The sequence below is a fragment of the Sphingobium sp. genome (assembly GCF_003248505.1).
In the GTDB taxonomy this organism is placed as follows: domain Bacteria; phylum Pseudomonadota; class Alphaproteobacteria; order Sphingomonadales; family Sphingomonadaceae; genus Sphingobium.
Genome location: NZ_QFOA01000001.1, coordinates 137,284 through 162,842 on the forward strand (window position 1 = coordinate 137,284; position 25,559 = coordinate 162,842).

The 25,559-nt window shown below is 66.3% G+C and carries 25 protein-coding genes; 19 read left to right on the top strand and 6 right to left on the bottom strand.

All coding sequences use genetic code 11. From position 1 onward, the window contains the following. The first annotated feature begins 40 nt into the window (after positions 1-40). The 3 genes from ppc (at position 41) to DI606_RS00580 (ending at position 4,174) form a co-directional block, all read left to right on the top strand. Complete coding sequence (gene ppc, locus DI606_RS00570) at positions 41-2,743, top strand: phosphoenolpyruvate carboxylase (protein WP_293978957.1); 2,703 nt, start codon at positions 41-43, stop codon at positions 2,741-2,743. Between the two features lie 82 nt (positions 2,744-2,825). Then, positions 2,826-3,488 (top strand): peptidase, encoded by a 663-nt coding sequence (locus DI606_RS00575; protein WP_293978959.1) that lies wholly within the window; start codon positions 2,826-2,828, stop codon positions 3,486-3,488. Next, complete coding sequence (locus DI606_RS00580; RefSeq protein WP_293978961.1) at positions 3,488-4,174, top strand: hypothetical protein; 687 nt, start codon at positions 3,488-3,490, stop codon at positions 4,172-4,174. The genes DI606_RS00575 and DI606_RS00580 overlap by 1 nt, the downstream gene beginning before the upstream one ends. Positions 4,175-4,219: 45 nt before the next feature. Here DI606_RS00580 and DI606_RS00585 read toward each other — a convergent pair whose 3' ends face one another. Then, complete coding sequence (locus tag DI606_RS00585; RefSeq protein WP_293978962.1) at positions 4,220-4,675, bottom strand: peptidylprolyl isomerase; 456 nt, start codon at positions 4,673-4,675, stop codon at positions 4,220-4,222. A gap of 174 nt (positions 4,676-4,849) precedes the next feature. Between DI606_RS00585 and mgtE the strand changes: the two genes are divergently transcribed. Continuing rightward, a complete protein-coding gene (gene mgtE / locus DI606_RS00590) occupies positions 4,850-6,289 on the top strand; it encodes a magnesium transporter (protein ID WP_293978964.1) in 1,440 nt (479 codons plus the stop codon). A 25-nt stretch (positions 6,290-6,314) separates the two neighbouring features. Next, positions 6,315-6,713 (top strand): DUF1489 domain-containing protein, encoded by a 399-nt coding sequence (locus tag DI606_RS00595; protein WP_293978965.1) that lies wholly within the window; start codon positions 6,315-6,317, stop codon positions 6,711-6,713. Here the strand turns inward: DI606_RS00595 and DI606_RS00600 are convergent. Then, positions 6,710-7,339 (bottom strand): TetR/AcrR family transcriptional regulator, encoded by a 630-nt coding sequence (locus tag DI606_RS00600; protein ID WP_293978967.1) that lies wholly within the window; start codon positions 7,337-7,339, stop codon positions 6,710-6,712. The genes DI606_RS00595 and DI606_RS00600 overlap by 4 nt on opposite strands. A gap of 160 nt (positions 7,340-7,499) precedes the next feature. On the opposite strand from DI606_RS00600, the gene DI606_RS00605 reads away from it, so the two are divergent. Then, positions 7,500-9,869, top strand: a complete 2,370-nt coding sequence (locus DI606_RS00605) for a TonB-dependent receptor (RefSeq protein WP_293978968.1) — start codon at positions 7,500-7,502, stop codon at positions 9,867-9,869. 58 nt (positions 9,870-9,927) lie between these two features. Continuing rightward, positions 9,928-11,199 carry an MFS transporter gene (locus tag DI606_RS00610; RefSeq protein WP_293978969.1) on the top strand — a complete coding sequence of 424 codons (1,272 nt, stop codon included), beginning with the start codon at positions 9,928-9,930 and terminating at the stop codon, positions 11,197-11,199. A gap of 71 nt (positions 11,200-11,270) precedes the next feature. On the opposite strand, the gene DI606_RS00615 is transcribed toward DI606_RS00610, so the two are convergent. Together DI606_RS00615 and DI606_RS00620 are read right to left on the bottom strand one after the other, a co-directional pair. Further along, on the bottom strand, positions 11,271-12,848 hold the full coding sequence (locus DI606_RS00615) for a peptide chain release factor 3 (protein WP_293978971.1): 1,578 nt from the start codon (positions 12,846-12,848) through the stop codon (positions 11,271-11,273). Between the two features lie 44 nt (positions 12,849-12,892). Next, positions 12,893-13,795: an aldose 1-epimerase family protein gene (locus tag DI606_RS00620; protein WP_293978972.1), complete on the bottom strand. Its 903-nt coding sequence runs from the start codon at positions 13,793-13,795 to the stop codon at positions 12,893-12,895. Positions 13,796-13,923: 128 nt separating this feature from the next. Between DI606_RS00620 and DI606_RS00625 the strand changes: the two genes are divergently transcribed. The 3 genes from DI606_RS00625 (at position 13,924) to DI606_RS00635 (ending at position 15,495) form a co-directional block, all read left to right on the top strand. Continuing rightward, complete coding sequence (locus DI606_RS00625; protein ID WP_293979102.1) at positions 13,924-14,433, top strand: hypothetical protein; 510 nt, start codon at positions 13,924-13,926, stop codon at positions 14,431-14,433. Positions 14,434-14,489: 56 nt separating this feature from the next. Beyond that, positions 14,490-14,936, top strand: coding sequence for a SufE family protein (locus DI606_RS00630; protein ID WP_293978973.1), 447 nt, complete (start codon positions 14,490-14,492; stop codon positions 14,934-14,936). A 61-nt stretch (positions 14,937-14,997) separates the two neighbouring features. Then, positions 14,998-15,495, top strand: a complete 498-nt coding sequence (locus tag DI606_RS00635) for a hypothetical protein (protein ID WP_293978974.1) — start codon at positions 14,998-15,000, stop codon at positions 15,493-15,495. A gap of 4 nt (positions 15,496-15,499) precedes the next feature. Here the strand turns inward: DI606_RS00635 and ggt are convergent, their stop codons facing one another. Beyond that, positions 15,500-17,197, bottom strand: a complete 1,698-nt coding sequence (gene ggt / locus DI606_RS00640; RefSeq protein WP_293979103.1) for a gamma-glutamyltransferase — start codon at positions 17,195-17,197, stop codon at positions 15,500-15,502. 52 nt (positions 17,198-17,249) lie between these two features. After that, the gene (locus tag DI606_RS00645) at positions 17,250-18,302 is read right to left on the bottom strand and encodes a quinone-dependent dihydroorotate dehydrogenase (protein WP_293978976.1); all 1,053 of its coding nucleotides are present in this window, start codon (positions 18,300-18,302) and stop codon (positions 17,250-17,252) included. A 384-nt stretch (positions 18,303-18,686) separates the two neighbouring features. Between DI606_RS00645 and DI606_RS00650 the strand changes: the two genes are divergently transcribed. The 9 genes from DI606_RS00650 (at position 18,687) to DI606_RS00690 (ending at position 25,556) form a co-directional block, all read left to right on the top strand. Further along, a complete protein-coding gene (locus DI606_RS00650; protein ID WP_293978977.1) occupies positions 18,687-19,589 on the top strand; it encodes an AraC family transcriptional regulator in 903 nt (300 codons plus the stop codon). A 75-nt stretch (positions 19,590-19,664) separates the two neighbouring features. Further along, entirely contained in the window at positions 19,665-20,075 is a 411-nt protein-coding gene (locus DI606_RS00655) for an Rrf2 family transcriptional regulator (protein WP_293978978.1), read from the top strand. Beyond that, entirely contained in the window at positions 20,072-21,556 is a 1,485-nt protein-coding gene (gene sufB / locus DI606_RS00660; protein ID WP_293978980.1) for a Fe-S cluster assembly protein SufB, read from the top strand. Before DI606_RS00655 ends, sufB begins: the two co-directional genes overlap by 4 nt. Before the next feature lie 32 nt (positions 21,557-21,588). Further along, positions 21,589-22,044, top strand: coding sequence for a hypothetical protein (locus DI606_RS00665; protein WP_293978981.1), 456 nt, complete (start codon positions 21,589-21,591; stop codon positions 22,042-22,044). 6 nt (positions 22,045-22,050) lie between these two features. Further along, positions 22,051-22,797: a Fe-S cluster assembly ATPase SufC gene (gene sufC / locus DI606_RS00670; protein ID WP_293978982.1), complete on the top strand. Its 747-nt coding sequence runs from the start codon at positions 22,051-22,053 to the stop codon at positions 22,795-22,797. Next, the gene (locus DI606_RS00675) at positions 22,794-23,546 is read left to right on the top strand and encodes a SufD family Fe-S cluster assembly protein (RefSeq protein WP_293978983.1); all 753 of its coding nucleotides are present in this window, start codon (positions 22,794-22,796) and stop codon (positions 23,544-23,546) included. Before sufC ends, DI606_RS00675 begins: the two co-directional genes overlap by 4 nt. After that, positions 23,543-24,748, top strand: a complete 1,206-nt coding sequence (locus DI606_RS00680; protein WP_293978985.1) for an aminotransferase class V-fold PLP-dependent enzyme — start codon at positions 23,543-23,545, stop codon at positions 24,746-24,748. The genes DI606_RS00675 and DI606_RS00680 overlap by 4 nt, the downstream gene beginning before the upstream one ends. Next, the gene (locus tag DI606_RS00685) at positions 24,745-25,197 is read left to right on the top strand and encodes an SUF system Fe-S cluster assembly protein (protein ID WP_293978986.1); all 453 of its coding nucleotides are present in this window, start codon (positions 24,745-24,747) and stop codon (positions 25,195-25,197) included. Before DI606_RS00680 ends, DI606_RS00685 begins: the two co-directional genes overlap by 4 nt. After that, entirely contained in the window at positions 25,197-25,556 is a 360-nt protein-coding gene (locus tag DI606_RS00690) for an iron-sulfur cluster assembly accessory protein (RefSeq protein WP_293978987.1), read from the top strand. Before DI606_RS00685 ends, DI606_RS00690 begins: the two co-directional genes overlap by 1 nt. Positions 25,557-25,559 lie beyond the last annotated feature (3 nt).

Consider the following 25,559-nt stretch of genomic DNA (forward strand, 5'->3'; position numbering starts at 1 on the left):
ACGCCTTGACCATCGTGTTGGTGCGATGCAGCATCAGGCCATGGCGACTCTCGAACCCAATCCGTCCGCGCCCGCGATCGCGCAGAACCCCGACATTCGTTATCTGGGGCGTCTGCTTGGCGATGTCATCCGTGCTTACGGGGGGGAGAAGCTTTACAACCAGACCGAATATATCCGCTCCGCTTCCGTCGACAGGGCGCGGGGTTTGCAGGGGGCGGACCTCACCGACACCGGGCTCGATGCGCTGAGCTTGGACGACACGCTGAACTTCACACGCGGGTTCATGCTGTTTTCGATGCTGGCGAACCTGGCGGAGGACCGGCAGGGCGTCGCCGCCGAACCGGGCGCGGATGTCGCTTCGGCAGTGAAGCGTCTGGAGGGCGAAGGCGTCGGGCGCGACGCGATCCTGGAGCTTCTGTCCCATGCCCTCATCGTCCCGGTGCTGACCGCGCACCCGACGGAGGTGCGGCGCAAGAGCATGATCGACCACAAGAACCGCATCGCCGACCTCATGCTGCTCAAGGATGCGGGCCGGACGGAAACGGCGGAGGGCGAAAATCTGGACGAAGCGATTTTCCGCCAGATCGCGCTGCTGTGGCAGACGCGTCCGCTGCGGCGCGAAAAGCTTTTCGTTCAGGACGAAATCGACAATGTCCTGACCTATTTCCGCGATATCTTCCTGCCCGTTCTGCCGGCGCTCTATGCGCGGTGGGAGCGGGTGCTGGGCGCGCGACCGCAGAGTTTTCTGCGGGTGGGGAACTGGATCGGCGGTGATCGCGACGGCAATCCCTTCGTTCAGGCGCCGCAGCTGAAATCGGCGCTCGGCCGGGGATGCGAGGCCGCGCTCGCCTTCTACATGGACGGGGTGCATGGCCTCGGGTCGGAACTGTCGGTTTCGACCGAACTGGCCCCGGTGCCGCAGGCGGTGATCGATCTTGCGCAGGGCAGCGGCGACGCATCCGCCAGTCGGCAGGACGAACCCTACAGGCGCGCGCTGTCGGGCATCTACGCCCGGCTTGCCGCGACCTATTCGGCGCTGGTCGGCAAGGCGCCGCCGCGCCCCTCGGCGCTTCGGGGCGAGGCCTATGCCGATCCCCAGGATTTTCGCCGCGATCTCGTCACCCTGGCGCAGGGGCTGGCGAGCGGGGGCGACGGCGCGCTGGCGACGGGCGGCGCACTTGGGCGGCTCATCCGTGCGGTGGAGACATTCGGTTTCCATCTGGCCGTGCTCGACATGCGGCAGAACAGCGCCGTGCATGAGCGGGTCGTGGCCGAACTGCTCAAACAGGCGGGGGTCGAGGCGGACTATCTCGCGCTCGACGAAGAAGCGCGCGTCGCACTTCTGCGCCAGGAACTGGCGAACAACCGCCCACTGGGCGCGCCGTTTTCCGATTATTCCGAAGAGACGGCGTCGGAACTCGCGATCGTCCATGCCGCAGCGCAGGCGCACCGGACATACGGAACGGCATGCATCAGCCACTATATCATCTCCAAGGCGGAAAGCGTGTCCGACCTGCTGGAGGTCAATATCCTGCTCAAGGAAGCGGGCCTGTGGCGCGCCGGCGTCGACGGCGCACCGCCCGAAGCCGCGATCATGGCGATCCCGCTGTTCGAGACCATCGCCGACCTCGAAGCGGCACCCGGCATCATGACCGCCTATTTCGCCCTGCCCGAAATCGCGGGCGTGGTGAAGGCGCGGGGCCATCAGGAAGTGATGATCGGCTATTCCGACAGCAACAAGGACGGCGGATACCTGACTTCCACCTGGAGCCTCTACAAGGCGAGCGAGGCGCTGGAACCTGTGTTCGCGCAGGCGGGCGCGGCGATGCAACTGTTCCATGGACGGGGCGGCGCGGTGGGGCGGGGCGGCGGCTCCGCCTTCGCCGCCATCCAGGCGCAGCCGCGCGGCAGCGTGCAGGGGCGCATCCGCATCACCGAACAGGGGGAGGTGATCGCGGCCAAGTTCGGCACGCGCGACGTCGCCATGACCAATCTGGAAGCGATGACCAGCGCGACCCTGCTCGCCAGCCTCGAACCCGACGGCGTGTCGCCGCGCGACCATGCCCGTTTCTCTGCCGCGATGGACGATCTTTCGAAGGCTGCGTTCACCGCCTATCGCGATCTCGTCTACGGTACGGACGGGTTCAACATCTTCTTCCGCCAATTGACTCCGATCCAGGAAATCTCCGGCCTCAAGATCGGATCGCGTCCGGCCAGCCGCACCAAAAGCAGCGCCATCGAGGATTTGCGCGCGATTCCCTGGGTGTTCAGCTGGGCGCAGGCACGCGTGATGCTGCCGGGATGGTACGGTGTCGGGCAGGCGATCGCGCAGTTCAGCGACAAGGCGCTGCTCGCCGACATGGCGCAGCATTGGGCCTTCCTCAAATCCGCGCTCGCCAATCTGGAGATGGTGCTGGCGAAATCGGACCTCGGCATCGCCGCGCGCTATCTGCCGCTGGTGGAGGATCAGGCCAAGGGCGAGGCGATCTTCCACCGCATCCGGGAAGGATGGGGGCAGGCGCATGACGGGCTGCTGACGATCACCGGCCAGTCCCGACTGCTGGAAAAGAGCCCGGCGCTCGAAACCTCGATCCGCCTGCGGTTGCCCTATATCGAGCCGTTGAACCTCCTTCAGGTGGAACTGCTCAAGCGCCATCGCGCGGGCGAGGACGACGCCCGGATCAAGGAGGGGATCGAACTGTCGATCAACGCCATCGCGACGGCTCTGCGCAACAGCGGCTGAACTGTTTCGCTCCTGTTTCCATTCACAACCAATTCAACCGTGCCGCGTTATCCCGTGCAGGATGGCGATAAGGAGAAAGACGATGACGGGCTTCCGACATCGGATATGGGCGGCGGTGGGCCTTGTGGGCGCGCTGACCCTCGGCGGCTGCTATGACGATGGCTACGGCTATGGCGGGGTGAGCGTAGGCAGCGGCTATTATGGCGGCGGCTATGCCGATCCCTATTGGAACGGCGGCGGCTATTATCCCGGCGGCTATGGCTGGAATGACGGCTTCTATTATCCCGGGACCGGTTATTATGTGTATGACCGTGGCGGACGGCGGCAGCGCTGGAGCGATGCGCAGCGGCGCTATTGGGAAGCGCGGCGCGGCGATCGTCGGCCCGATGGGCGGTGGGATCGCGGTCGCTGGCGGGATGGCGATCGCAACTGGCAGGGCCGCTCCCCGCGCGATGGAAATTGGCAGGGTCGCCCACCCCGCGACGGCGACCGCAATTGGCGGGGTCGCTCGCCCCGCGACGGCAACTGGCAGGGCCGTCCCCCGCAGGGACAGGACGGTACGCGGGGTCCGGGCCGGTGGCGCGGGGACGGTTCCGGTCGTGGCGGTATGCAGCCGGGGCTGCGCGATCCGCAGCAAGGCGGGCCGCGCATGGAGCGACCCCAGCGCCCCTCGCTGGAATCCAGACCGATGAGGTCCGGCGGCGGCGACCGCCGCAATCCCGCTCCAAGGGTGCAACCCCGGTAATGCGGAAATCGATCGGATCATTGACGCTGCTCCCGCTCCTGCTCGTCGCCGCCTGCGACGGGCGGGAGGAAAGCGCGATCGACAATCTCGCCAACGGAGCGAACCAGACCCAGGTCGAGAATAATGTCCGGGCGGAGGCCATGGCGGTGATGGAGCCGCTCGATCCCCCCGCGCCCGGAACCCCCGGCGGTCTGCCGGTCGATCCCACGCCGATTTCCGAGGGCACGATCGATCCGGACAGCGCCCAAGGCGCGGCGCAGGTCGTTCAGGGCTATTATGGCCTGCTGGAGGAAAAGCGTTTCGTCGATGCGCAGGACCTGTGGAATCAGACTGGCGAGATCGGGGCGCAGGACGATGCGCATTTCGGCGCGCGTTTCCGAGGGTTCAGCGAAATCCATGCGCATGTCGGCGCGCCGTCCGATCCCGAAGGGGCCGCAGGCTCGCTCTACGTTACGGTGCCGGTGCAGGTCTATGGCCGTATCGCTGCGACCGGGAAGCCCTTCCACACGCTGCGGCAGGTGACGTTGCGGCGGGTCAACGACGTGGACGGATCGACCGCCGAGCAGCGGCGCTGGCATATCGAGGCGATCGGCCCCTATGTCGCGCCCGAAACGCCGCCGGCGGAAGACGGCGCGGGTACGACCGCGATCTCCGCGACCGATGGCATGGCGCGCAAGGCGCGATAAGGAAAAGGGCGGAACCTCATGCGGTTCCGCCCTTCCTACGCTTTGTCAGGCGACCGTCGCCTTGACGATCTTGCCGGGGGTGCGGGGCGGCTCGCCCTTGGGCAGCGCGTCGACATGCTCCATGCCCGACGTCACTTCGCCCCACACGGTATATTGACCGTCGAGGAAAGTGGCGTCGTCGAAGCAGATGAAGAACTGGCTGTTCGCGCTGTTCGGGTTGGACGAGCGCGCCATCGAGCACACACCCCGGACATGGGGTTCGCGGCTGAATTCGGCCTTGAGGTCGGGCTTGTCGGGATGGCCGCCCATGCCGGTGCCGGTCGGATCGCCGCCCTGCGCCATGAAGCCGGAAATGACGCGATGGAACACCACGCCATCGTAAAAGCCCTCCTTCGCATTTTCGACGATGCGGGCGACATGGCCGGGCGCAAGGTCTGGACGCAGCTTGATGACGACATCGCCGCCGCTGTCGAGGGTAAGGGTCAGGGTGTCGTCGGCCATGGATGATCCTCTTTCGGTGCCGGGGAAGGAATGGACGCCCCATATAGGGAAGGTAGGCGGCGGGGCAAAGAAACTTGTTCCCCGGCGCCTCCATGCAGCGCGCGGCCATTGCAATTCGCCGATGCATGGGCGAAAGCGGGGCCATGTTACAGGAACCGGACAGTAGGGGGCGCGATGAGCGAGCGCGGCGAACCGGCCCAGCCCCCCGGTCACGGGGAGGAATTTGACGACGTCCTGACCGAGACGGTCGAGGCCAGCCTGGACGAGGACGATCGGCTGAAGCCGGGCTTCGTCACTGCGGTGCTCGATGCGGTCGAGGAAGGCGATGACGAAGCGGCGCGTGAGCTTGTGTCTCCGCTGCACCCGGCGGACATCGCAGACCTTCTGGAACTGACCCCGTCCGAACGGCGCGGCGAAGTGGCGGCGGCGCTGGGCGATATCGTCGGCGCGGAAGTCCTTTCCGAACTCAACGACTATGTTCGCGACGACCTGATCGGCGCGCTCGCGCCCGAGCAGGTGGCGGAATTCGCCGCCGAACTCGACACCGACGACGCCGTTGCGATCATCGAGGACATGGAGGAGGCCGACCAGCAGGCTGTCCTCGACGCGATGGAGCCGGAAGACCGCGCCGCCATCCGATCCGCGCTCGCCTATCCCGAGGAATCCGCCGGCCGCCTGATGCAGCGCGATCTCGTCGCGGTGCCCGAGCATATGACCGTCGGCCAGGTAATCGACTATCTGCGCGACAGCGACGATCTGACGCGCGACTTCTGGGAAATCTTCGTCGTGGATGCGGCGCACAAGCCAATCGGCACCTGTCAATTGAGCTGGGTGCTGACCTGCCCGCGCGGGATTGCCATGGCCGACCTCATGAAGCGCGAACAGACGCTGATCCCGGTCGACATGGATCAGGAGGAAGTGGCGCTGCGCTTCCAGAAATATGCGCTCATTTCCGCCGCCGTGGTGGACGGGTCTGGCCGGCTGGTCGGCATGATCACGGTGGACGATGTCGTCCACATCATTTCCGAAGAGGCGGGCGAGGACATCTTGCGCCTGTCGGGTGCGGGCGAAGGCGACATCAACGAACCGGTGCTCGACAGCTATCGCGCACGGGTGCGCTGGCTGCTGACCAATCTGCTGACCGCGCTGGTCGCGTCCACCATCATCGGCTTTTTCGAAGGCACGATCCAGAAAATGGTCGCGCTGGCGACGCTGATGCCGATCGTGGCGGGCGTGGGGGGCAATGCGGGCAGCCAGACCATGGCGGTGACCGTGCGCGCGCTGGCGACCAACCAGATTACCGGGTCCAATGCGCGGCGCACCATCGTGCGCGAGATTCGCGTCGCATTGCTGAATGGGGTGACGGTCGCGGTCGTGCTGGGCATCGGGGTGTCGCTGGTGTTCCAGAACCCGCATCTGGGCGGGGTCATCGCGGCGGCCATGGTCACCAACATCGTAACGGCGGGGCTGGCCGGGGCAGCGGTGCCGCTGGCGTTCGACAGGCTCAACCTCGACCCTGCGGTCGCATCGTCGATCTTCGTGACGATGATCACCGATTCGATGGGCTTCCTCGCTTTCCTGGGCCTTGCGACGGCGGCGGGATTGACGGGCTGACGCAAGCGCCCATCTAGAGGCTGCCATGCCGCTCAACATGACCAAGATCGCCTTCGGCGCGCAAAGCCCCGCCACCCTTCGCGCCTGGCTGGAAGAGCAGGCGGGTGAAGCGCGCACTTCGACCCGCTATTTGCCCAAACGGGTCGCGGAGATGACGGGCGGGTCGCTTTTCTGGATTCACCAGCACCGCATCGTGGGACGCAGCCCGATCGTCGGGTTCGAGGAAACCGGAACGGGACGGCACTGGATCCGGCTGGAGCCGCGACTGATCGGCGTGCGCTCCACGCCCAAGCGCGCGCATCAGGGATGGCGCTATCTGGAGGAAAAGGACGCGCCGCCAGACCTGACGGGCGACGAGGCGGACGATTTGGAAGCGATGCCACCTGCCATGCTGGGCGAACTGGCGCGGCTCGGCCTGCTCTAGCGATCGCGACCGATGCCGCGTTCGACGAGCGCGTTGGCGATAGCGGCGATATCCTCTGCCGGGCGGCTGTCGTCCCACACGCCGTAGCGCAGCCCCAGGAACACGTTCATGCCCATGATCGCCCAGGCGTGAACTTCGTCCACCGGCCCCTTCACGTCGCCCCTTTCCGCCGCGCTTGAAAGGCGGGCGGCCATGCGCGCGGCGGTGTTTTCATAATGAGCGCGGAAGGCGGCCTGATCGACGAATTCCGCCTCGTCGATGATGCGGTAGATTTCCTTGTGTTCGCGGGCGAACTGAAGGAAGCTCAACAGGCCGATCCGCTCCGCCTCGATCCCGTCGCGCGCCTGGGCGATGCGGGGGGAGACATAATCGCGCACCTGCCCCGACATGTCGTTGACGAGCGCGCGGAAGATATCGTCCTTGCTGGCGAAATAGGTGTAGAAGCTGCCGAGCGCGCAGCCCGCCCGCCGCGTGATGCCGCTGATCGATCCTTCGTGAAATCCCTTCTCGCCGAACTCCGCCGCGGCGGCGGAGAGGAGGGCGCGACGGGTGCGCTCGCCGCGCGCGGTGCGCGGCGTCTTGCCGTCCTTTTTCGGTTGGTCCTTGTCTGGCGCGGGGTCGGGCATCGCCACTCCTGATCGGCTGTGTTCTTTTTGCAGCGTTCGAACGCCTTCGTCGACACCCCTCTATTTGAAGTTGAAACATGGTTCAACTTTCATTATCGAATCTGCGACAGGCGATCCGGCAGACCGGACGCATGCATTTTTCAGGAGAGGACCCGTTTCCATGCCGTCTCGACACAGCATTCGCGCTCTTGCCCTCGCCTCCGCCGCGTGGAGCGGCGCACTGGCCGCGCCCGCCTTCGCGCAGGACGCGACGCCGCCGCAGGCCGCTGCTCAGGATGACGCGGGCACTATCGTCGTCACCGCCCGCCGCCGCGAGGAAACCCTGGTCAGCGTCCCCATCGCGGTCAGCGCCTTTTCCGGCGCGCAGCTGGAGCGGGGCGGCGCAATCGACATCACCGAAATCGCGAACGTTACGCCCAACACGACATTGGAAGCCTCACGCGGGACCAATTCGACGCTTACAGCATTCATTCGCGGTGTAGGACAGCAGGACCCGGTGTCCGGGTTCGAACAGGGCGTGGGCATCTATCTCGACGATGTCTATCTCAACCGTCCGCAGGGCGCGTTGCTGGACATCTATGACGTGGAGCGGATCGAAGTGCTGCGCGGCCCGCAGGGGACGCTTTACGGGCGCAACACCATCGGCGGGGCGGTCAAATATGTGACCAAGATGCTGCCGCAGGACTTCGCGCTCAAGCTCAAGGGCACCTATGGCAGCTACGATCAGGCTGACGGCATCGTCAGCGTGTCGGCGCCGCTGGGCGACATCGTCCGCGTGGGCGGCGCGTTCGCCCGCCTTTCGCGTGGCGGCTTCGGCCGGAATCTGACCACGGGGCAGGACAATTACAACAAGGACATCTGGGCCGGGCGCGCCACGTTCGAAATGGGCGGCTATGGCGAGCCGGTGCTGGTGCGGATCACCGGCGATTACAGCAAGGACAAGAGCAATCCGCGCGGCGGGCATCGCCTGATCCCCGGCCAGTTCTCCGGCGCGCCGGTGCTGGACGATGTGTTCGACACCCGCGGGGGCCTGCGCGATCCGCGCCAGCAGGTGAAGTCCTACGGCCTGTCGATGAACGTCACCGCCGAATTGAACGACGTTTTTACCCTCAAGTCGATCAGCGCCTGGCGCAAGGACGACAGCGCTTCCCCCATCGATTTCGATGCGCTGCCCGCCGTCGATGTCGACGTGCCGGCCTATTACCGCAACGAGCAGTTGAGCCAGGAAGTGCAGTTGCAGGTGGATGCCGGGCCGCTCAAGGGCATGATCGGCTTCTACTATCTCGACGCCAGCGCCGACACGCAGTTCGACACGCGGATCTTTACGACGCTGAACGGGCTCACCGCCTTCACCCAGGCGGATGTGGATACGGAAACCTACGCGATCTTCGGCGACTTCACTTATGATTTCAGCCCGCAGTTCAGCGTATCGGCGGGCGGGCGCTATACGTGGGACAAGCGCAAGGCCGACATACTGCGCCAGAACTATCTGGGCGGGGGATCGCCGGTGTTCGGCGGCGCGGGCCTGCCCTTCGGCGCGCCGAGCACCGATTTCCGGGGCGATGCGACCTACAAGAAGTTCACGCCGCGCGTTTCGGTCAGTTACAAGCCGACCCCGGATCACAACATCTATGCGAGCTATTCCAAGGGCTTCAAGGGCGGCGGCTTCGATCCGCGCGGGGTCGGCACCAATGCGCCCGACCTTAACGGCGACGGCATCCGGCAGGACAGCGAAGTCGCATCCTTCCTGTCCTTCCGCCCCGAGGAGGTCGACAGTTACGAAGTGGGCTACAAGGGCAATCTGATGGACGGGGCGCTCTATGTGGCGCTGGCGGGCTTCTATGCCGATTACAAGGATGTGCAGATCCCCGGATCGGTCGCCTGCACCGTTACGGGCGGCACGCCGCCGCGCCCGATCCCGTCCTTCTGCGGCGTCGTGTCCAACGCGGGCAAGGCGCGGTTCAAGGGGCTGGAGTTCGAAAGCAACGCGCGCCTCGGCCGTGACATGATGGCGAGCGGGGACCGGCTGAACCTTCAGACCGCCATCGGCTATATCGACGCCCAATATCGCGAGTATATCACCAATATCGGCGGCGTGCCGACCGATGTGGCGGCGTTCCGCCGGGTGCAGAACACGCCCAAATGGACGGCGAGCGGGACGCTCTCCTACCAGGCGCCGGTGGGGGATGGCAGCATCTATGCCGGGACCACCCTGTCGTGGCGGTCGAAGACCTACCAGTTCGAAATCCCCAACCCCTATATCGACCAGAAGGGCTATGCGCTGTGGGACGCCAGCATCGTCTACACCGCGCCGAACGATCGCTGGTCGCTGGGCCTGCATGGCAAGAACATCCTGGACAAGGAATATAAGACGTCGGGCTATACCTTCGTCGCGGCGAACCCGGTGACGGGCGCGATCGTCAACAACGCCGCCGGGTTCCCCACGCCTTCGCTGGGGCGCGAGGGCACGCTGACCGCCTTTTACGGCAATCCGCGTCAGGTGTTCGTGACGGGCACGGTCAAATTCTGATCCGCCCTCCCGCCCGTTGCGCCGTTGCGGTGCGCGGGCGGGGATGCAAGGAGGCCGCATGACAGACCGGACCGCTACCCCCGCCTATCGCGGCGTCGTGCTGGCGATGCTGCTGCTCGTCTACACGTTCAATTTTCTCGACCGGCAGATTCTGGGTATCCTGGCCGGGCCGATCAAGGCGGAACTGGCGCTGACCGACACGCAGCTCGGCGCGCTGGGCGGGATTGCCTTCGCTCTCCTCTATTCGACGCTGGCGATCCCGCTGGCGCTGCTCGCCGACCGGACGAGCCGGACCTGGGTCATCACCGTCAGCCTCGCGGTGTGGAGCGGCTTTACCGCGTTGTGCGGGGTGGCGGGCAGCTTCGTCCAGATGTTCCTGTTCCGCATCGGCGTGGGGGTGGGCGAAGCGGGAGGCGTCGCGCCGTCCTATGCCGTCATCTCCGACTATTTCCCGCAGCATCAGCGGGCGCGGGCGCTGTCGATCTATTCGCTGGGCATTCCGCTGGGGTCGGCGGGCGGCGTGTTGCTGGGCGGCTATATCGCGCAGGCGGTGGAGTGGCGGACGGCGTTCATCGTCGTCGGCCTGATCGGCCTGCTGATCGCGCCTGTCTTCCGCCTGGTGGTGCGCGAACCGGTCCGACCGCAGCGCGGCGGCGATGCGGTGCCGGTGTCGGCGGTGTTCGGCATCCTCGCCGCCAAGCGCAGCTTCTGGCTGCTGGCGCTGGGCGCGGCGTGCAGTTCGATGTGCGGCTATGGCGTGGCGTTCTGGTTGCCGAGCCTGCTGATGCGCAGCTTCGCTCTCGACCTGATCGGCGCGGGACAGTTTCTGGGCGCGCTGCTGCTGCTGGGCGGAGTGGCGGGCGTGCTGCTGGGTGGATGGCTGGGTGACCGGATGGGCGGCGGGGACAAGGCCTGGTACGCCTGGGTGCCCGCGATCAGCTATGTCGCGGGGATGCCGCTGTTCGTCGCGGGCGTGCTGTCGGGCAGTGTGCAGACGGCGTTCGCGCTGTTCCTGATCCCTCAGGCGCTGGTCTATGTGTGGCTCGGCCCGGTGCTGACCGCCGTGCAGCATCTGGTGCCCGCCCATATGCGGGCCAGCGCGGCGGCGACCTTCCTCCTTATCAACAACCTCGTCGGCCTCGGCCTTGGCAGTTGGGCGGTGGGCAGTCTGTCGGACGCGCTGACGCCCCGCTTCGGGGTCGAGGCGCTGCGTTACGCCATCGTCGCGGCGCTCGGCTTCTACCTCGCCGCAGGGCTGTTCATGGCGCTGGGGGGACGGGCGCTGAGGGGCGACTGGGTGGCGGAACGCGACGGCGAAGTAGACAGCTGAACGCTGTTTTTCGATTGCGACACCGGCGGAACGAATTGGCGCGATCGGTGCGCCCGAGGCACGAATATGTCCTATCGTTCGCGGGTCGCGCTGAACGTCACCTGCGGGTGGCGTTCCTGCTGATAACCGATGTCCCACGCGCTTTTTGCCATGAAGACGAGGTTGCCGTCGCGGTCCTTGGCCATGTTGGCGCCATTGTAGGAGACGAAGTCCCTGACCGCCGCCTCGTCCCCGCCGATCCAGCGCGCGGTGTCGAAGGGCGAGGCTTCGAGGCCCGCCGCGACCTTATATTCCGCCTCCAGCCGCGAGATCAGCACTTCGAGCTGAAGCTGGCCGACCACGCCGACGATCCACTGGCTGCCGATTTCGGGGTAGAAGACCTGGATCACGCCTTCTTCGCTCAGATCGTCGAGCGCCTTGCGCAGCTGTTTGGTCTTGGTCGGATCCTTCAACGCGACGCGGCGCAGGATTTCCGGCGCGAAGTTGGGCAGGCCGGTGAAGCGCAGCCCAGGCTTTTCGGACAGCGTATCGCCCACGCGCAGCGCGCCATGGTTGGGGATGCCGATGATGTCGCCGGGAAAGGCTTCGTCGGCCAGTTCGCGGTCCTGCGCGAAGAAGAGGATGGGCGAGTGGACGGCCAGCGGCTTGCCCGATCCCGACGGCGTCAGCTTCATGCCGCGCCGGAACTTGCCCGACACCAGCCGCATGAAGGCGATGCGGTCGCGGTGCATCGGGTCCATGTTCGCCTGCACCTTGAAGATGAAGCCGGTGACTTCGTTCTGGTCCGGCGTCACGGCGGCGGGTTCGGCGGGCTGCGGCCGGGGCGGCGGCGCATGCTGGCCGAGCGCGTCGATCAATTCGGTGACGCCGAACAGCTTGAGCGCTGATCCGAAATAGACCGGCGTCAGGTCGCCCGCCCGATAGCGGTCGAGATCGAATTCGGCATAGCCGCCCTGCGCCAGTTCCGCTTCCTCGCGTAACCGGTCGAGCGCTCGGGTCGACAGCAACTCGCCAAGCTTCGGATCGTCGAGGCCCCGGACATGCGTTTCCCTGCCCTCATATTCGCGCGACGGGCCGGTCGGCTGGCGCAGGCGGTCGGTGGCGAAATCGTAGATGCCCTCGAACTCCCCGCCCATGCCGGCGGGCCAGCTCATCGGGCACACGTCGAGCTGGAGCTGGTCGGCGACTTCGTCCAGCAGGCCGAATATCTCGCGCCCTTCGCGGTCCACCTTGTTGACAAAGGTGATGATGGGGACGTTGCGCAGGCGGCATACCTCGAACAGTTTGCGGGTCTGCGGTTCGATGCCCTTGGCCGCGTCGATCACCATGACGGCGCTGTCGACGGCGGTCAGCGTGCGATAGGTATCCTCGCTGAAATCCTCGTGGCCCGGCGTGTCGAGCAGGTTGAAGGTGATCGTTTCCCCGTCGCGCGTCCGCTCGAACGTCATGACCGAAGAGGTGACGGAAATGCCGCGCTGCTGCTCGATCTTCATCCAGTCGGACCGGGCGCGGCGATTGGCCCCGCGCGCCTTGACCTCCCCTGCGAGATGGATCGCGCCGCCTTCCAGCAGCAGCTTTTCGGTCAGCGTGGTCTTACCGGCGTCGGGGTGCGAGATGATGGCGAAGGTGCGGCGCGAAGGGATGGTCATGGCGCGCCCATATAGGGATTTTTGCGGTCAAGGCGAGTCGCGCGTTACCGGTCCGCGTCCGCCCCGACCAGCGTCACATCCATGCGAAAGCTGCGAGCCTCGCCGGGGGGGAGGGCCATGATGCCGGGCTTGTCCCACACGTCGCCTTCGAACCCGACCGGATCGGCCATGCCCGCCCAGGGTTCGACGCACAGATAATGCGCGCCCGGTTTCTGCCACAGGCCAAGCCAGGGCGTGTCGGGAAAGGCGATGGCGAGGTGGGGGCGGCCCGGCACGCCCCAGGTCAGCGCGCGGCTGGCAAGATCGTCCCAGATGAGCGCGTCCCCTTCGAACAGGGCGTGCGTGGGGGCGAGCGTGTCGCCCTCGACCGGTGTCGGAAAGCGTTCGTGCGCGATGAGGCCGGGTTCGTCCCCGACCCTGCGGATCGGGGCGGGCTCTGCCCGTTCGAAGACGATGCGATGGTCCTCGACGCTGCCGCCATAGGGGAGCGGCCAGGCGAAGGCGGGGTGATAGCCAAAGGCGAAGGGCATCGTCGCGTCGCCCAAGTTGCGGACCGTCGCGGTCATATGGAGCGTCGCGCCGTCGAGCGCGAAGTCCATGTCGAGCCGGAAGGCGAACGGGTAGACGGCGAGCGTGTCTTCGTCGGCGTCGAGACGCAGCGTGGCCTGCGTTTCGGAACGGTGGACGAGGGTGAAGGGCCTGCGGCGGGCGAAGCCGTGCTGCGGCATCGGCCATTCGCGCCCGTTAAGGCGGTACACGTCCCCGCGCGACCGACCGACGAACGGGAAGAGCAGGGGCGCGTGGCCGGTCCACCAGCGCGGATCGGCGTCCGTCATCAAGGCACGCCCCGCAGCGTCGGTCAGCGATTGCAATTCGGCTCCCAACGGGTCGATGCAGGCGGATAGCGCGGGCGAGGCGATGGTGAAGCGAGCGTCGGTGTCGGACAAGAGGGCGGCTCCAGATGGCGTTCGGCCCGGCATAGCCCGCGTGCGGGCGGCTGTCTTGCCCCATGATCGTTTCGGTTCGGGAACCGTTGGCGCCCATCGGCGGTTTGAGGGGCGGGAGGACGACCATGATGATGAAGACCGCCACCGCCGCGCTTTGCCTAGCAGGGGGCCTGATACTGGCCCAGCCTGCCGCCTATGCGCAGGACAAGAGCAAGCAGGAAGAAAAGAGGGACGATACCATGGACAAGGCCGGCAAGATCGCCAGCCAGCCCGCCAAGGACATCGGCCTCGACAAGGACGAAATTCCCCCCGTGCTGACGAAGGCGGTCGAAAATCCCTATGCGCCGCCCCCCTCGCGCAGTTGCGCGGGGTTGAACGCCTCGCTCAAGGAGTTGAACGCGGTGCTGGGCGCGGATTTCACCGTCGGGCGCGAGGCGAACGAGAATCGCACCGGCAAGATCGCCGAGGCGGTGGGAAAGACCGTCGTCAATTCGCTGATCCCGTTCCGCGGGCTGGTACGCGAGATCAGCGGGGCAGCCCCTGCCGAGCGCCGGTTGCAGGCGGCGGTGACGGCGGGCATCGCGCGGCGCGGCTTCCTGCGCGGCATGGCGGCGGTGAAGGGCTGCAAGGTCGGCTGACCGCCTCTGCGGCCCTGCCGCGACCTGAAGGTTTCCCTGGCGGGATTTGCGCCTATATGGCGGGCATGACCGACATGCCCGCTTCCACCCCCTCCGCTATGCCGTCCATCGCCGATCTGGAGGAGGAATATGCATTCCTCGACGCCGACGACCGCTATCGGCTGCTGATCGACCTTGGCAAACAGCTGGAGCCGATGCCCGACGCGCTCAAGACCGACGCGACGCTGGTGCGCGGATGCTCGGCGGCGGTGTGGGTCTATCCGACGCGGCTGGAGGACGGGCGGCTGCATTTCCTGGCGGACAGCAATGCGGCGATCACCAAGGGGATCATCGCACTCGTGCTGCTGACGGTGCAGGACCGCGCGCCTGCGGACATCGGGGCGACCGATATCGAGGATGCGCTGGCCCCCTTCGACCTGCGCAACCAGCTGAGTTCCAACCGCACGCAGGGCATCCCCAACATGATCGCGCTGATCCGGGAAACCGCCGCCCGCTACGATTGAGGCAACTTTCGGGGCGGTCCGAACATTATCCTTGCGTAACTAAAGCTTGAGGAGACGAGCGATGCGCGCCATCCTGACGATCGCGGCTGCCACGACGATGCTGGCGGCCTGTTCGGGACAGAAAGACGAAGGACCGACCCAGCGCGAGCAGATCGGCCAGACGTGGAAATATGAAGGGGGCGAAAACGGGCGGCCCCGCCTGGCCTATATCGGCAGCCAGAATACGGTGCAGACCATGACCGCGCCCGACACCTTTTCGGTGCTGCTGGTCCAGCCGCTGAAGGAAGGCGGAGCGGACGTGACGGTGAAACTGGTCGGCGCGCCCTTTACCTGCGACATGTCCGATTGCCGCATCACCGCCACCACCGACGACGGCAAGAGCCACGAGTGGAAGGGTCGGATGGCGACCAACGACGACGGCATCGCGATCCTGCCGTCGCAGGGCGCCTATGAGGCGATCCGCGACGCCAAGCGCGTCAAGGTGAACCTGATCGTCGACGGCAAGGAAAAGGTCGCGCCCTTCACGTTCGACGTGTCGGGGCTGAACCTCAAGGGCTGAGCCCCTACTCCTGCAACGAGACGCCGGGGCTGCGCGGATCCGCGGCACCCTGCCAGCGACCGTCGGGCAGACGCTCGGCGGCGTTGGCCTTAAGGCCGAGGCGCGTGACGCTGACGCGGTGGCCGAGCTTTTCGAGCGGAGCCTTCATCGCTTCGATCCCGGTGCCCTGTTCCAGGACAAGGCCGTCGCCGTTGAAGAAGACGAGGCCCTGCGCGATCGAATCCTGCGCGGAGAGCCCCCAGTCGAAATGGGCGATCAGCGCCTTGGCCACTTGCATGATGATCGTCTTGCCGCCTGCCGCGCCCACGGTGAAGACAGGCTTTCCGCTCGCGTCGTAGACGATGGTGGGCGACATGGAGGACAGCGGGCGCTTGCCCGGTTCCACCCGGTTGGCGACCGGCGCGCCGTTGCGATCCGGGGTGAAGCTGAAGTCGGTCAGTTCGTTGTTCAGAATGACGCCGTTGGCGACGAGCTGGCTGCCGAAGAAGCTTTCGATGGTGGAGGTCCAGCCGACGATGTCGCCTTCACGGTCGACCGCGACGAAGTGGCTGGTGCCTTCTTCGGGCTGGGGCCGGGCGGCGGTGCGCCGCTGCGCGCCGGGCGGTGTGCCGGGGCGATAGTCGTTCAGCGCCTTGTTGAGGCGGATGAGGGCGGAGCGTTGCTTGAGATAGGCGGGCGAAATCATGCCCTTTACCGGCACCGATACGAAAGCGGGGTCGCCGAGCCAGGTGTCGCGGTCGGCATAGGCGAGCTGCATCGCTTCGGCGATGACGTGCCAGCTGCGCGGATCGTCCTTGCCCCATGTCTTGAGCGGGAAGCGTTCGACCATGCCGAGGATTTCGAGCACGGTGATGCCGCCCGCCGACGCGGGAGCCATGCCGCAGACTTTCCAGGCGCGATACATGCCGCAGACCGGATCGCGCGGCAGCGCCTTGTATGCCGCGAGGTCCGCCGGCGTCATGGGCACCGGGTTCTTGGGTGCGTTCGTGACCGCAGCGCTCAACAGCCGCGCATTTTCCCCTGCGTAGAAGGCGTCCGGGCCTTCGGCGGCGATCCGCTTGTAGAGGGCGGCGAGCGGCGGGTTCCTGAGCACGGTGCCGACCGGCGGCGGCGCGCCGTTCACCCAGAACAGCTTTTGGATGTCGGGAAAGTCGGCCCAGACCTGTTGCGTGGCGCGCAGCGCCGTGGCGGTGCGCTCGCCCAGCTGGAAGCCGTCTTCGGCGTAGCGGATCGCGGGCTGGAACAGATCGGCCCAGGGAAGCTTGCCCCATTTGCGGTGCGCGTCCCACGCCATGCGCAGATTGCCCGGCACGCCGACCGAATAGCCGCCCGGCCACGCGTCGCGGAAGGACAGGGGCTTGCCGTCCTTCATGAAGCGGTCGGGGCGGGCGGCGGCGGGGGCGGTTTCGCGACCGTCGATCGATTCGAGTGCGCCGGTGCGCCCGTCATGATGCAGGATGAAGCCGCCGCCGCCGATGCCGCTGTTGTGCGGTTCGACCACGCCCAGCGTCAGCATCATCGCAATGGCGGCGTCGGTCGCGCTGCCGCCCTTGCGCAATATTTCCTGCCCCGCGAGCGCCGCGCGCGGATCGGCGGCGGAAACGGTGGCGTTGGTGGCGACCGGCGTCCGCGAAAGCGCGGGCTGCGGCGCGAGGGCGATGAGGGCGAGCGGGGCCAGCAGGCCAAGGCGGCGGAATGTCATGGCAGGCACGATAGCCGCTGGCCTGTGCGCTGCAACATTTTTGGCGAGGCCCTCAGGCGTCGACCCCCACGGCCTGCGCGACGGTGGCGAAGCCGTCGCGTTTCAGCAGGGTCTTCAGCCCCCGGTTGATGCGCCGCGCCAGATACGGCCCTTCATAGACCATGGCGCTGTAAAGCTGGACGAGGGACGCCCCGGCGCGGATGCGGGCATAGGCCTGATCGGCCGTTGCGATGCCCCCGACCCCGATCAGCGGAAGGCGCGTGCCCAAAAGGCGGCGGAAGTCCGTAAGGCGGCGGTGCGACAGGTCGGTGAGCGGCGCACCCGAGAGGCCGCCTGTTTCCTGCGCATGGGGCGAGCGAAGCGCGGGGCGGGCGATCGTGGTGTTGGACACGATCAGCGCGTCGACCCGGTGATCGAGGCAGGCGGCGGCGATATCCTCCACATCGGCGGGTTCAAGGTCGGGCGCAACCTTGAGGAAGATCGGCGTGCGGTCCGCCCCCCGCGCCGCCATCACCGCGCCCAGCAGATCGTCGAGCGCGGCGCGACCCTGGAGCGCGCGCAGGCCGGGCGTATTGGGGGAGGAGATGTTGACGGTCAGATAGTCGGCGAGCGGGGCCATGACCTGGACCCCGACCGCATAGTCGGCGATGCCGCGCCCAGCGGCGGTCGCTTCCTTGTTCGCGCCGATGTTGACGCCGATGACCGGGCCGTCCCCCTTGGGGCGGCGATAGCGGGCGATCCGGTCGGCTGCCGCGCCCTGCCCGCCATTGTTGAAGCCGAAGCGGTTGATGACCGCGCGATCCTCCACGAGGCGGAAAAGCCGGGGCTGCGGATTGCCGGGCTGCGCCAGCGGGGTGAGCGTGCCGAGTTCGGCGAAGCCGAAGCCGAGGCCGTGCATCTTGTGCGCGATCCGCCCGTCCTTGTCGTAGCCCGCAGCCAGGCCCACCGGATTGGGGAAGCGGATGCCCGCGACCGTGGTTTCGAGCGCGGGATCGGGAGCGGGCATGGATGCGACCGGCATGAAGCGCAGCGCGGCAATGGAGAGGTGATGCGCGCGCTCCGCATCCAGAGCGAAGAGCAGCGGGCGGAGCAGGCGGTAGGACATGGCGGGGCTATGCCATCGCACCCCCGGTGCGTCGAGTCGGCGCGCGCAGGAAAACAAGATTGCCGAAAAAGTTCCCGTCAGGAACGAATGAGAGCGTCACCAGCCTCATTTGGTCGCAAAAAATGTCCGATCCATCCAATAAATGCGGTGCGATTCGGGCGTAAAGCGCGGCTGCGACCCGAAGGCTCCGAGGCTTTTTGCCGAAGGGACCTTTTCCTGACCCGGCGGCCCAAACCGCCGGGTCATTTTTTTTCCGCTGTTACAAACCGGCAAAATCGCAGCCATGACGTCACATCGCTTGCATCGCCCGCGTTTCCGCGATTACAGGTGAAGGTGGGGTGAAAACATGGGGTTGCATCACGTGATCACGGCGGCGGCAGTCAGGTGCTGACCGGCGGCGGCGAGCTGTTATCCGATGGGATAGGCGGCGTGCAGGGGCCGGTGCGGTTGCGCTATATCGTGCCGCCCGCGACGGTGCGCGCCTATATCGGATCGCTCTATCTCTTTACCGTGTCCGTTCCGAACTACGCCGACCAGACGCGGGCGGATGTGCCGCAATTGCGCTTCATGCTGGAGGGCGGGGGCAACTATCATTTCCGCGACGGCACCGTCATGGCGACGCCGTCCGTCTGCCTGCTCGGCCCCACCATGGGCGCGACCCGTTTCGTGCTGGACCGCCCGGCGCGGGTGCTGGGCATATCGCTATTGCCCGCAGGATGGATCGCGCTGCATGGCGGGGACGCGGACGCGATGGCGGATCGGCTGGGCGACATGAGCGCGGCGAAGGGCGGCGTGCTGGCCGCGCTGTTGGACCGGCTGCGCCCGCTGGGCGACGATATCGACGCGATGGCGGCGGAATGCTGGGCGACGCTGGGTCCGCTGATGCGCCCGATGCGGCAGGCGACCTGGGACCTTTTGACGGCGGTGGACGAATGGCTGATGGGGGACGGGTCGCCCCGGCTGGAGGCGCTGGTCGAGGCGACGGGGCTGTCGCCGCGCCAGGTCGCGCGGCTCACCAATCGCTATTATGGCGCGCCGCCCAAGCTGCTGGCGCGCAAATATCGCGCGCTGCGCTGTTCGGCCAAGATCGCGCTCGACGGGACGAGCTGGCAGCAATTGTGCGAGGAAGGCGGCTTTTACGACCAGTCGCACTTCATCCGCGAAATCAAGCATTTCATCGGCCTCACCCCGCACCAGTTGCAGACCGAGCCGACCGCCGTGGCGCAGTTGACACTGCTGCGCCGGTTGCTGGGCGCGGATATCGCGGTCATCAACCGCCTGTCATAAATGCCTTGATTCTCCCCCCGCGCGGGACCACATGCGCAATCGGATCGATTCCGTCCGATTTGAGAATGGTTCGCAATGCGCTTGTCGAGTTTCGCCGATTATGCCGTGGTTTTGATGAGCGCCGCCGCGCGCCATTGCGGCATGACGCGCATGAACGCGACGACGCTGAGCGCGGAAACCGGCATCCCGCTGCCCACGGCGCAAAAGCTGGTGAGCCGGCTGTCGGCGGCGGGGCTGCTCGAATCGAGTCGCGGGACGGGCGGCGGGGTGCGGCTGTCGCGCCCGCCCGCTACGATCACGCTCGTGGACGTGGTGGAGGCGGTGGAAGGCCCCATCGCCATGACCGCATGCAGCGAACTGGGCGCGCATGACTGCAATCTGGAAACCGATTGCCGCATCCGCTCGCACATGAACGTGGCGAACAATGCGATCCGGTCGGCGCTGGCCGGCGTCACGATCGCGAGTTTGACTAGAGAGATGGCATGACCGACGACCTGACCACCATTCGCAACCAGGAAGCCCATGAGGCGGCGCAGCGCGCGTCGGCCTATGAGCATGGCTGGTCATCGTCGATCGAACAGGATTTCGCGCCCAAGGGCCTTAACGAGGACACGGTCCGCTTCATTTCGGCGAAGAAGGGCGAGCCGCAGTGGCTGCTCGACTGGCGTCTGAAGGCGTTCGCCATGTGGAAGGAGATGGAAGCGCCGGACTGGGCCAGGCTCAACGTGCCGCCGATCGACTATCAGGACGCCTATTATTATGCCGAGCCCCGCAAGAAGGCGGAGCTCAACAGCCTGGACGAGGTCGATCCCGAAATTCTCGCCACCTACCAGAAGCTGGGCATCCCCATCGCCGAGCAGGAAGTGCTGGCCGGGGTGAAGGGCGCGCGCAAGGTCGCGGTCGACGCCGTGTTCGACAGCGTGTCGGTCGCCACCACCTTCCGCAAGGAACTGGAGGAAGCCGGCGTCATCTTCCGTTCCATCAGCGAGGCGGTGAAGGAATATCCCGACCTGATCCGCAAGTGGTTGGGCAAGGTCGTGCCGATGCACGACAATTATTTCGCGACGCTCAATTGCGCGGTCTTTTCCGACGGGACGTTCGTCTACATTCCCAAGGGCGTGCGTTGCCCGATGGAGCTTTCCACCTATTTCCGCATCAACGCGGAAAATACCGGGCAGTTCGAACGCACGCTGATCGTCGCGGACGAGGGGGCCTATGTGTCCTATCTCGAAGGCTGCACCGCGCCGATGCGCGACGAGAACCAGCTGCACGCGGCCGTCGTCGAACTGGTCGCGCTGGACGATGCGGAGATCAAATATTCGACCGTCCAGAACTGGTATCCCGGCGACGAGCAGGGGAAGGGCGGCATCTATAATTTCGTGACCAAGCGCGCCTTGTGCCAGGGGCGCAACAGCAAGGTCAGCTGGACGCAGGTGGAGACGGGATCGGCGATCACCTGGAAATATCCCTCCTGCGTGCTGAACGGCGAGAACAGCGTGGGCGAATTCTATTCGGTCGCGCTCACCAACAACATGCAGCAGGCCGATACCGGCACCAAGATGATCCACAACGGCAAGGGATCGCGGTCGACCATCGTGTCCAAGGGGATCAGCGCGGGGCGGAGCAACAACACCTATCGCGGCCTGGTGCGCGTGGCGCCGGGCGCGGAAGGGGTGCGCAACTTCACCCAGTGCGACAGCCTGCTGCTGGGCGACGCATGCGGTGCGCATACCGTGCCCTATATCGAGGTGCGCAATCCGAGCGCACAGATCGAGCATGAGGCGACCACGTCGAAGATCAGCGACGACCAGCTGTTCTACGCGATGCAGCGCGGGCTGGACCAGGAAGCGGCGGTGAGCCTCATCGTCAACGGCTTCGCCCGCGAGGTGCTGCAACAGCTGCCGATGGAATTCGCGGTCGAGGCGCAGAAGCTGCTGGGCATCTCTCTTGAAGGATCGGTGGGCTAACGCCCGCCACGGACAGACTAGGGACAAGAATTTTGAGCGACGAAGACGATATCCAGGACGCCCTCGCCGATTTCGCGGAGGATGTGGGCAACGGGCAGGCATGGACCGCCGCCATTCGCATCCTGACCGAGGATTACGAACTGGAAGAGGGCGAACTGGAAGCGCGGGCGCGCAAGGATTTCGGCGATCTCGACGCCTATCAGGCGGAAGCGCGCGCGGCGTTGGAGCAGGGCGATGTCGCCTTCACCGAGAAACTCCGGACCGACAAGGCGTTCCACAAGGCGAAAGCGCCCAACCTCGCCCGCATGGGGCCGGTGACGGAATTCGTGACCGGCGTGCTGGAAAAGGGCGCGCCCGAACCGGGGGCCGACTGGTGGCCCTACATGCCGATCAAGCGCCATATCGACACGCTGTTCCCCGCGCCGGGGGACGTGCGCGACATGGCGTTCTGGACCGCGCGGACGCTCCAGCGCGCGCACAAGGGTTGAAGACTGATGCTGACGATCGACAATCTATCCAACGCCATCGACGGCAAGGCCATTCTCAAGGGCCTGTCGCTCACGCTCAACGCGGGCGAGGTCCATGCGATCATGGGGCCGAACGGTGCGGGCAAATCGACGCTGGCCTATACGCTGGGCGGGCGACCGGGCTATGACGTGACGGGCGGGAGCGCGACGTTCGAAGGCGCGGACCTGCTCGACATGGAACCGCACCGGCGCGCGGCGGCGGGCCTGTTCCTGGGCTTTCAGTATCCGGTCGAAATCCCGGGCGTCTCGAACCTCCAGTTCCTGCGCGAAAGCCTCAACAGCCAGAAGCGCGCGCGGGGCGAGGCGGAACTGAACGGCGGCGAATTCATTCGCCTGGCCAAGGAAAAGGCGGGCCTGCTCGGCCTCGACATGGAGATGCTGAAGCGTCCGGTAAATGTCGGCTTTTCGGGCGGCGAGAAGAAGCGGGCCGAAATGGTGCAGATGGGCATCCTCGACCCGAAGCTGGCGATCCTCGACGAAACCGACAGCGGGCTCGATATCGACGCGCTCAAGATCGTGGGCGCGGGCATCAACGCCATCATGCGCAAGCCCGACAAGGCCGTGCTGCTCATCACCCATTATCAGCGGCTGCTCGATTATGTGAAGCCGGACTTCGTCCATGTTCTGGCCGGCGGGCGGATCGTAAAGTCGGGCGGGCCAGACCTTGCGCTCGAACTGGAGCGCGAAGGCTATGCCGAGGTGGTGGCCGCGTGAACGCGCTCGCCCTTCCGACCCGGCGCGACGAGGCGTGGCGCTACAGCGATCTCGACGCGCTGGCCGCCGCCTGGCCGCTGCCCGCGCCCACGCGCATCGCCGTGGCGGCGGGGCAAAGCGCCGCGCATCATCTGTTGCAGGACGCGGCGGACGGCGCGACGGCGGTGCATGATTATGTCATCACCGTCGCGGACGGCGCGCGGTGCGATTTCCATGTGCTCAATATCGGCGGGAAGCTGGGCCGCGTGACGTTCGACGTGACGCTGGGCAAGGGCAGCCATTTCGAACTGGGCGGCGCGATCATCGGCGCGGGCGACCAGGTGCTGGAAATCGTGACGAAAGTCACCCATGCGCAGCCCGACGCGACCAGCGGCCAGACGATCCGGTCGGTGCTGGCGGAACGGGCGACGGGCAGCTATCTCGGCTCCATCAACGTCGCGCGCGACGCGCAGCGGACCGATGCCTTCCAGTCTATCAAGGCCATGCTGCTGGACCGGACGGCGACCGCCAACGCCAAGCCCGAGCTGGAGATTTTCGCCGACGACGTGAAGTGCGCCCATGGCGCGACGGTCGGCGAACTGGACCGGGCGGCGCTGTTCTACATGGCGTCGCGCGGGATGGACCCGGCAACGGCGCGGACGCTGCTCTTGAAGGCTTTCGTCGCGGGCGTGTTCGATGCGGTCGGGGATGAGGACGTGAAGGACCGGCTGGAAGCGGCGGCGCTGGGCAAGCTGGAGGCGCTGGCATGAGCGGACTGGCGGAAGGCCTTCGCTTGCGGGACGATTTTCCCGGCGTCGGCGACTGGCATTATCTGGACAGCGCGGCAACGGCGCAGAAGCCGCAGGCGGTGATCGACGCGATCGCGCGGGCCTATGGCCCCGACTATGCGACGGTGCATCGCGGGGTGTACGAACGCTCCGCCAACATGACGCTCGCCTACGAAGCGGCGCGGCGGAAGGTCGCGTCCTTCATCGGCGCGGAGTCGGACAGCGAGATCGTCTATGTCCGGGGCGCGACCGAGGGGATCAACCTCGTCGCGCACAGTTGGGCCGGGACGCAGCTCAAGGCGGGGGACCGCATCCTGCTCTCGATGCTGGAGCATCACAGCAATATCGTGCCGTGGCAGATCGTGGCGGAGCGCGTGGGCGCGCAGATCGATGTCGTGCCGCTGACCGCCAGCGGCCGCATCGACCTCGACGCGATGGCGGCGACGATCACGCCCGCGCACAGGATGGTCGCGCTGGCCCATGTATCGAACGTACTGGGCAGTGTGCTCGACGTGCGTCGCGCCGTCGATATCGCTCATGGGGTCGGCGCGAAGATCCTGATCGACGGGTGTCAGGCGGTGCCGCGCCTGTCGGTGGATGTGGCTGCGCTGGGCTGCGACTTCTACGTCTTTTCCGCGCACAAGCTCTACGGCCCGACCGGGATCGGCGTGCTGTGGGGGCGCAAGGAACTGCTCGATGCGATTCCGCCCTATCAGGGGGGCGGGTCGATGATCGACAAGGTGACGTTCGAAAAGACGACCTATGCCCCCGCGCCGACGCGGTTCGAGGCCGGAACGCCGCATATTACCGGCGTGGTCGGCCTGTCCGCCGCGATCGATTATGTCGAGGGCATCGGCCTCGACCGTATCCATGCGCATGAATGCGCGCTGGTGGCGAAGGCGCGCGCGGCGCTGGAGGGGCTGAACAGCGTGCGGCTGTTCGGGCCGGAGGACAGCGCGGGCATCCTCTCCTTCGAAGTCGAGGGGGTGCATCCGCACGATGTCGGCACCATATTGGACGAAGGCGGCGTGGCGATCCGCGCCGGCCACCACTGCGCGCAGCCGTTGATGCGGCATTTGGGCGTCGAGGCGACGGCGCGGGCGAGCTTTGGCATCTACAGCGACGAAAGCGACGTGGATGCACTGGTCGCGGGACTGGAACGGGTCAGGAAGATATTCGGATGACTGAGGAACGCAAGATCATGGTCGAGGAAGTCGCCGCGGTGGACACTCCGCCCAAGGCGCGCGTCGAGGATGCGCCGCGCCAGCGCGACTATCTGGACGGCTTTCCGGCGCAGAAACCCGTTGAAACCCCTGCGGGCGAGCCGGGCGGCAGCCTGTATGACGGGATCGTCGATGCACTGAAGGAAATCTACGACCCGGAAATCCCGGTCAATATCTACGATCTCGGCCTTATCTACGGCGTCGACGTGACGGAGGACGGCCATGCGGTCGTCACCATGACGCTGACGACGCCGCATTGCCCGGTTGCCGAATCGATGCCGGGCGAAGTCGAACTGCGTGTCGGCGCCGTGCCGGGCGTGGGCGATGCGCAGGTCAACCTCGTCTGGGACCCGCCATGGGACCCGCAGAAGATGAGCGACGAGGCGAAGCTCGAACTGGGGATGCTGTGATGAGCACCGACACGAAGACCCGTGCGCGGCCCGCCGCCGTCCTCCTGACGCCGAGCGCGGAAGCGCGGATCGCCGACCTGATGCGGCAGGCGCCCGAAGGCACGATCGGCGTCAAGCTGTCGACGCCGCGAAGGGGCTGTTCGGGCCTTGCCTATTCGGTCGACTATGTGAGCGAGGAAGCGCGGTTCGACGAAAAGATCGAAACGCCGGGCGGCACCTTCTACATCGACGGCGCATCGGTGCTCTATCTCGTCGGATCGACGATGGACTGGGTGGAGGACGATTTCGCCGCAGGGTTCGTCTTCAACAATCCCAATGCCAAGGGCAGCTGCGGTTGCGGAGAAAGCTTCACGGTCTGACGC

Bases quoted from the DNA above. Each gene is read 5' to 3' on its own strand.
- ppc (WP_293978957.1), top strand. From the start codon at position 41: ATGGCGACTCTCGAACCCAATCCGTCCGCGCCCGCGATCGCGCAGAAC.
- DI606_RS00575 (WP_293978959.1), top strand. From the start codon at position 2,826: ATGACGGGCTTCCGACATCGGATATGGGCGGCGGTGGGCCTTGTGGGC.
- DI606_RS00580 (WP_293978961.1), top strand. From the start codon at position 3,488: ATGCGGAAATCGATCGGATCATTGACGCTGCTCCCGCTCCTGCTCGTC.
- DI606_RS00585 (WP_293978962.1), bottom strand. From the start codon at position 4,675: ATGGCCGACGACACCCTGACCCTTACCCTCGACAGCGGCGGCGATGTC.
- mgtE (WP_293978964.1), top strand. From the start codon at position 4,850: ATGAGCGAGCGCGGCGAACCGGCCCAGCCCCCCGGTCACGGGGAGGAA.
- DI606_RS00595 (WP_293978965.1), top strand. From the start codon at position 6,315: ATGCCGCTCAACATGACCAAGATCGCCTTCGGCGCGCAAAGCCCCGCC.
- DI606_RS00600 (WP_293978967.1), bottom strand. From the start codon at position 7,339: ATGCCCGACCCCGCGCCAGACAAGGACCAACCGAAAAAGGACGGCAAG.
- DI606_RS00605 (WP_293978968.1), top strand. From the start codon at position 7,500: ATGCCGTCTCGACACAGCATTCGCGCTCTTGCCCTCGCCTCCGCCGCG.
- DI606_RS00610 (WP_293978969.1), top strand. From the start codon at position 9,928: ATGACAGACCGGACCGCTACCCCCGCCTATCGCGGCGTCGTGCTGGCG.
- DI606_RS00615 (WP_293978971.1), bottom strand. From the start codon at position 12,848: ATGACCATCCCTTCGCGCCGCACCTTCGCCATCATCTCGCACCCCGAC.
- DI606_RS00625 (WP_293979102.1), top strand. From the start codon at position 13,924: ATGATGAAGACCGCCACCGCCGCGCTTTGCCTAGCAGGGGGCCTGATA.
- DI606_RS00630 (WP_293978973.1), top strand. From the start codon at position 14,490: ATGGCGGGCATGACCGACATGCCCGCTTCCACCCCCTCCGCTATGCCG.
- DI606_RS00635 (WP_293978974.1), top strand. From the start codon at position 14,998: ATGCGCGCCATCCTGACGATCGCGGCTGCCACGACGATGCTGGCGGCC.
- ggt (WP_293979103.1), bottom strand. From the start codon at position 17,197: ATGACATTCCGCCGCCTTGGCCTGCTGGCCCCGCTCGCCCTCATCGCC.
- DI606_RS00645 (WP_293978976.1), bottom strand. From the start codon at position 18,302: ATGTCCTACCGCCTGCTCCGCCCGCTGCTCTTCGCTCTGGATGCGGAG.
- DI606_RS00655 (WP_293978978.1), top strand. From the start codon at position 19,665: ATGCGCTTGTCGAGTTTCGCCGATTATGCCGTGGTTTTGATGAGCGCC.
- sufB (WP_293978980.1), top strand. From the start codon at position 20,072: ATGACCGACGACCTGACCACCATTCGCAACCAGGAAGCCCATGAGGCG.
- sufC (WP_293978982.1), top strand. From the start codon at position 22,051: ATGCTGACGATCGACAATCTATCCAACGCCATCGACGGCAAGGCCATT.
- DI606_RS00680 (WP_293978985.1), top strand. From the start codon at position 23,543: ATGAGCGGACTGGCGGAAGGCCTTCGCTTGCGGGACGATTTTCCCGGC.
- DI606_RS00685 (WP_293978986.1), top strand. From the start codon at position 24,745: ATGACTGAGGAACGCAAGATCATGGTCGAGGAAGTCGCCGCGGTGGAC.
- DI606_RS00690 (WP_293978987.1), top strand. From the start codon at position 25,197: ATGAGCACCGACACGAAGACCCGTGCGCGGCCCGCCGCCGTCCTCCTG.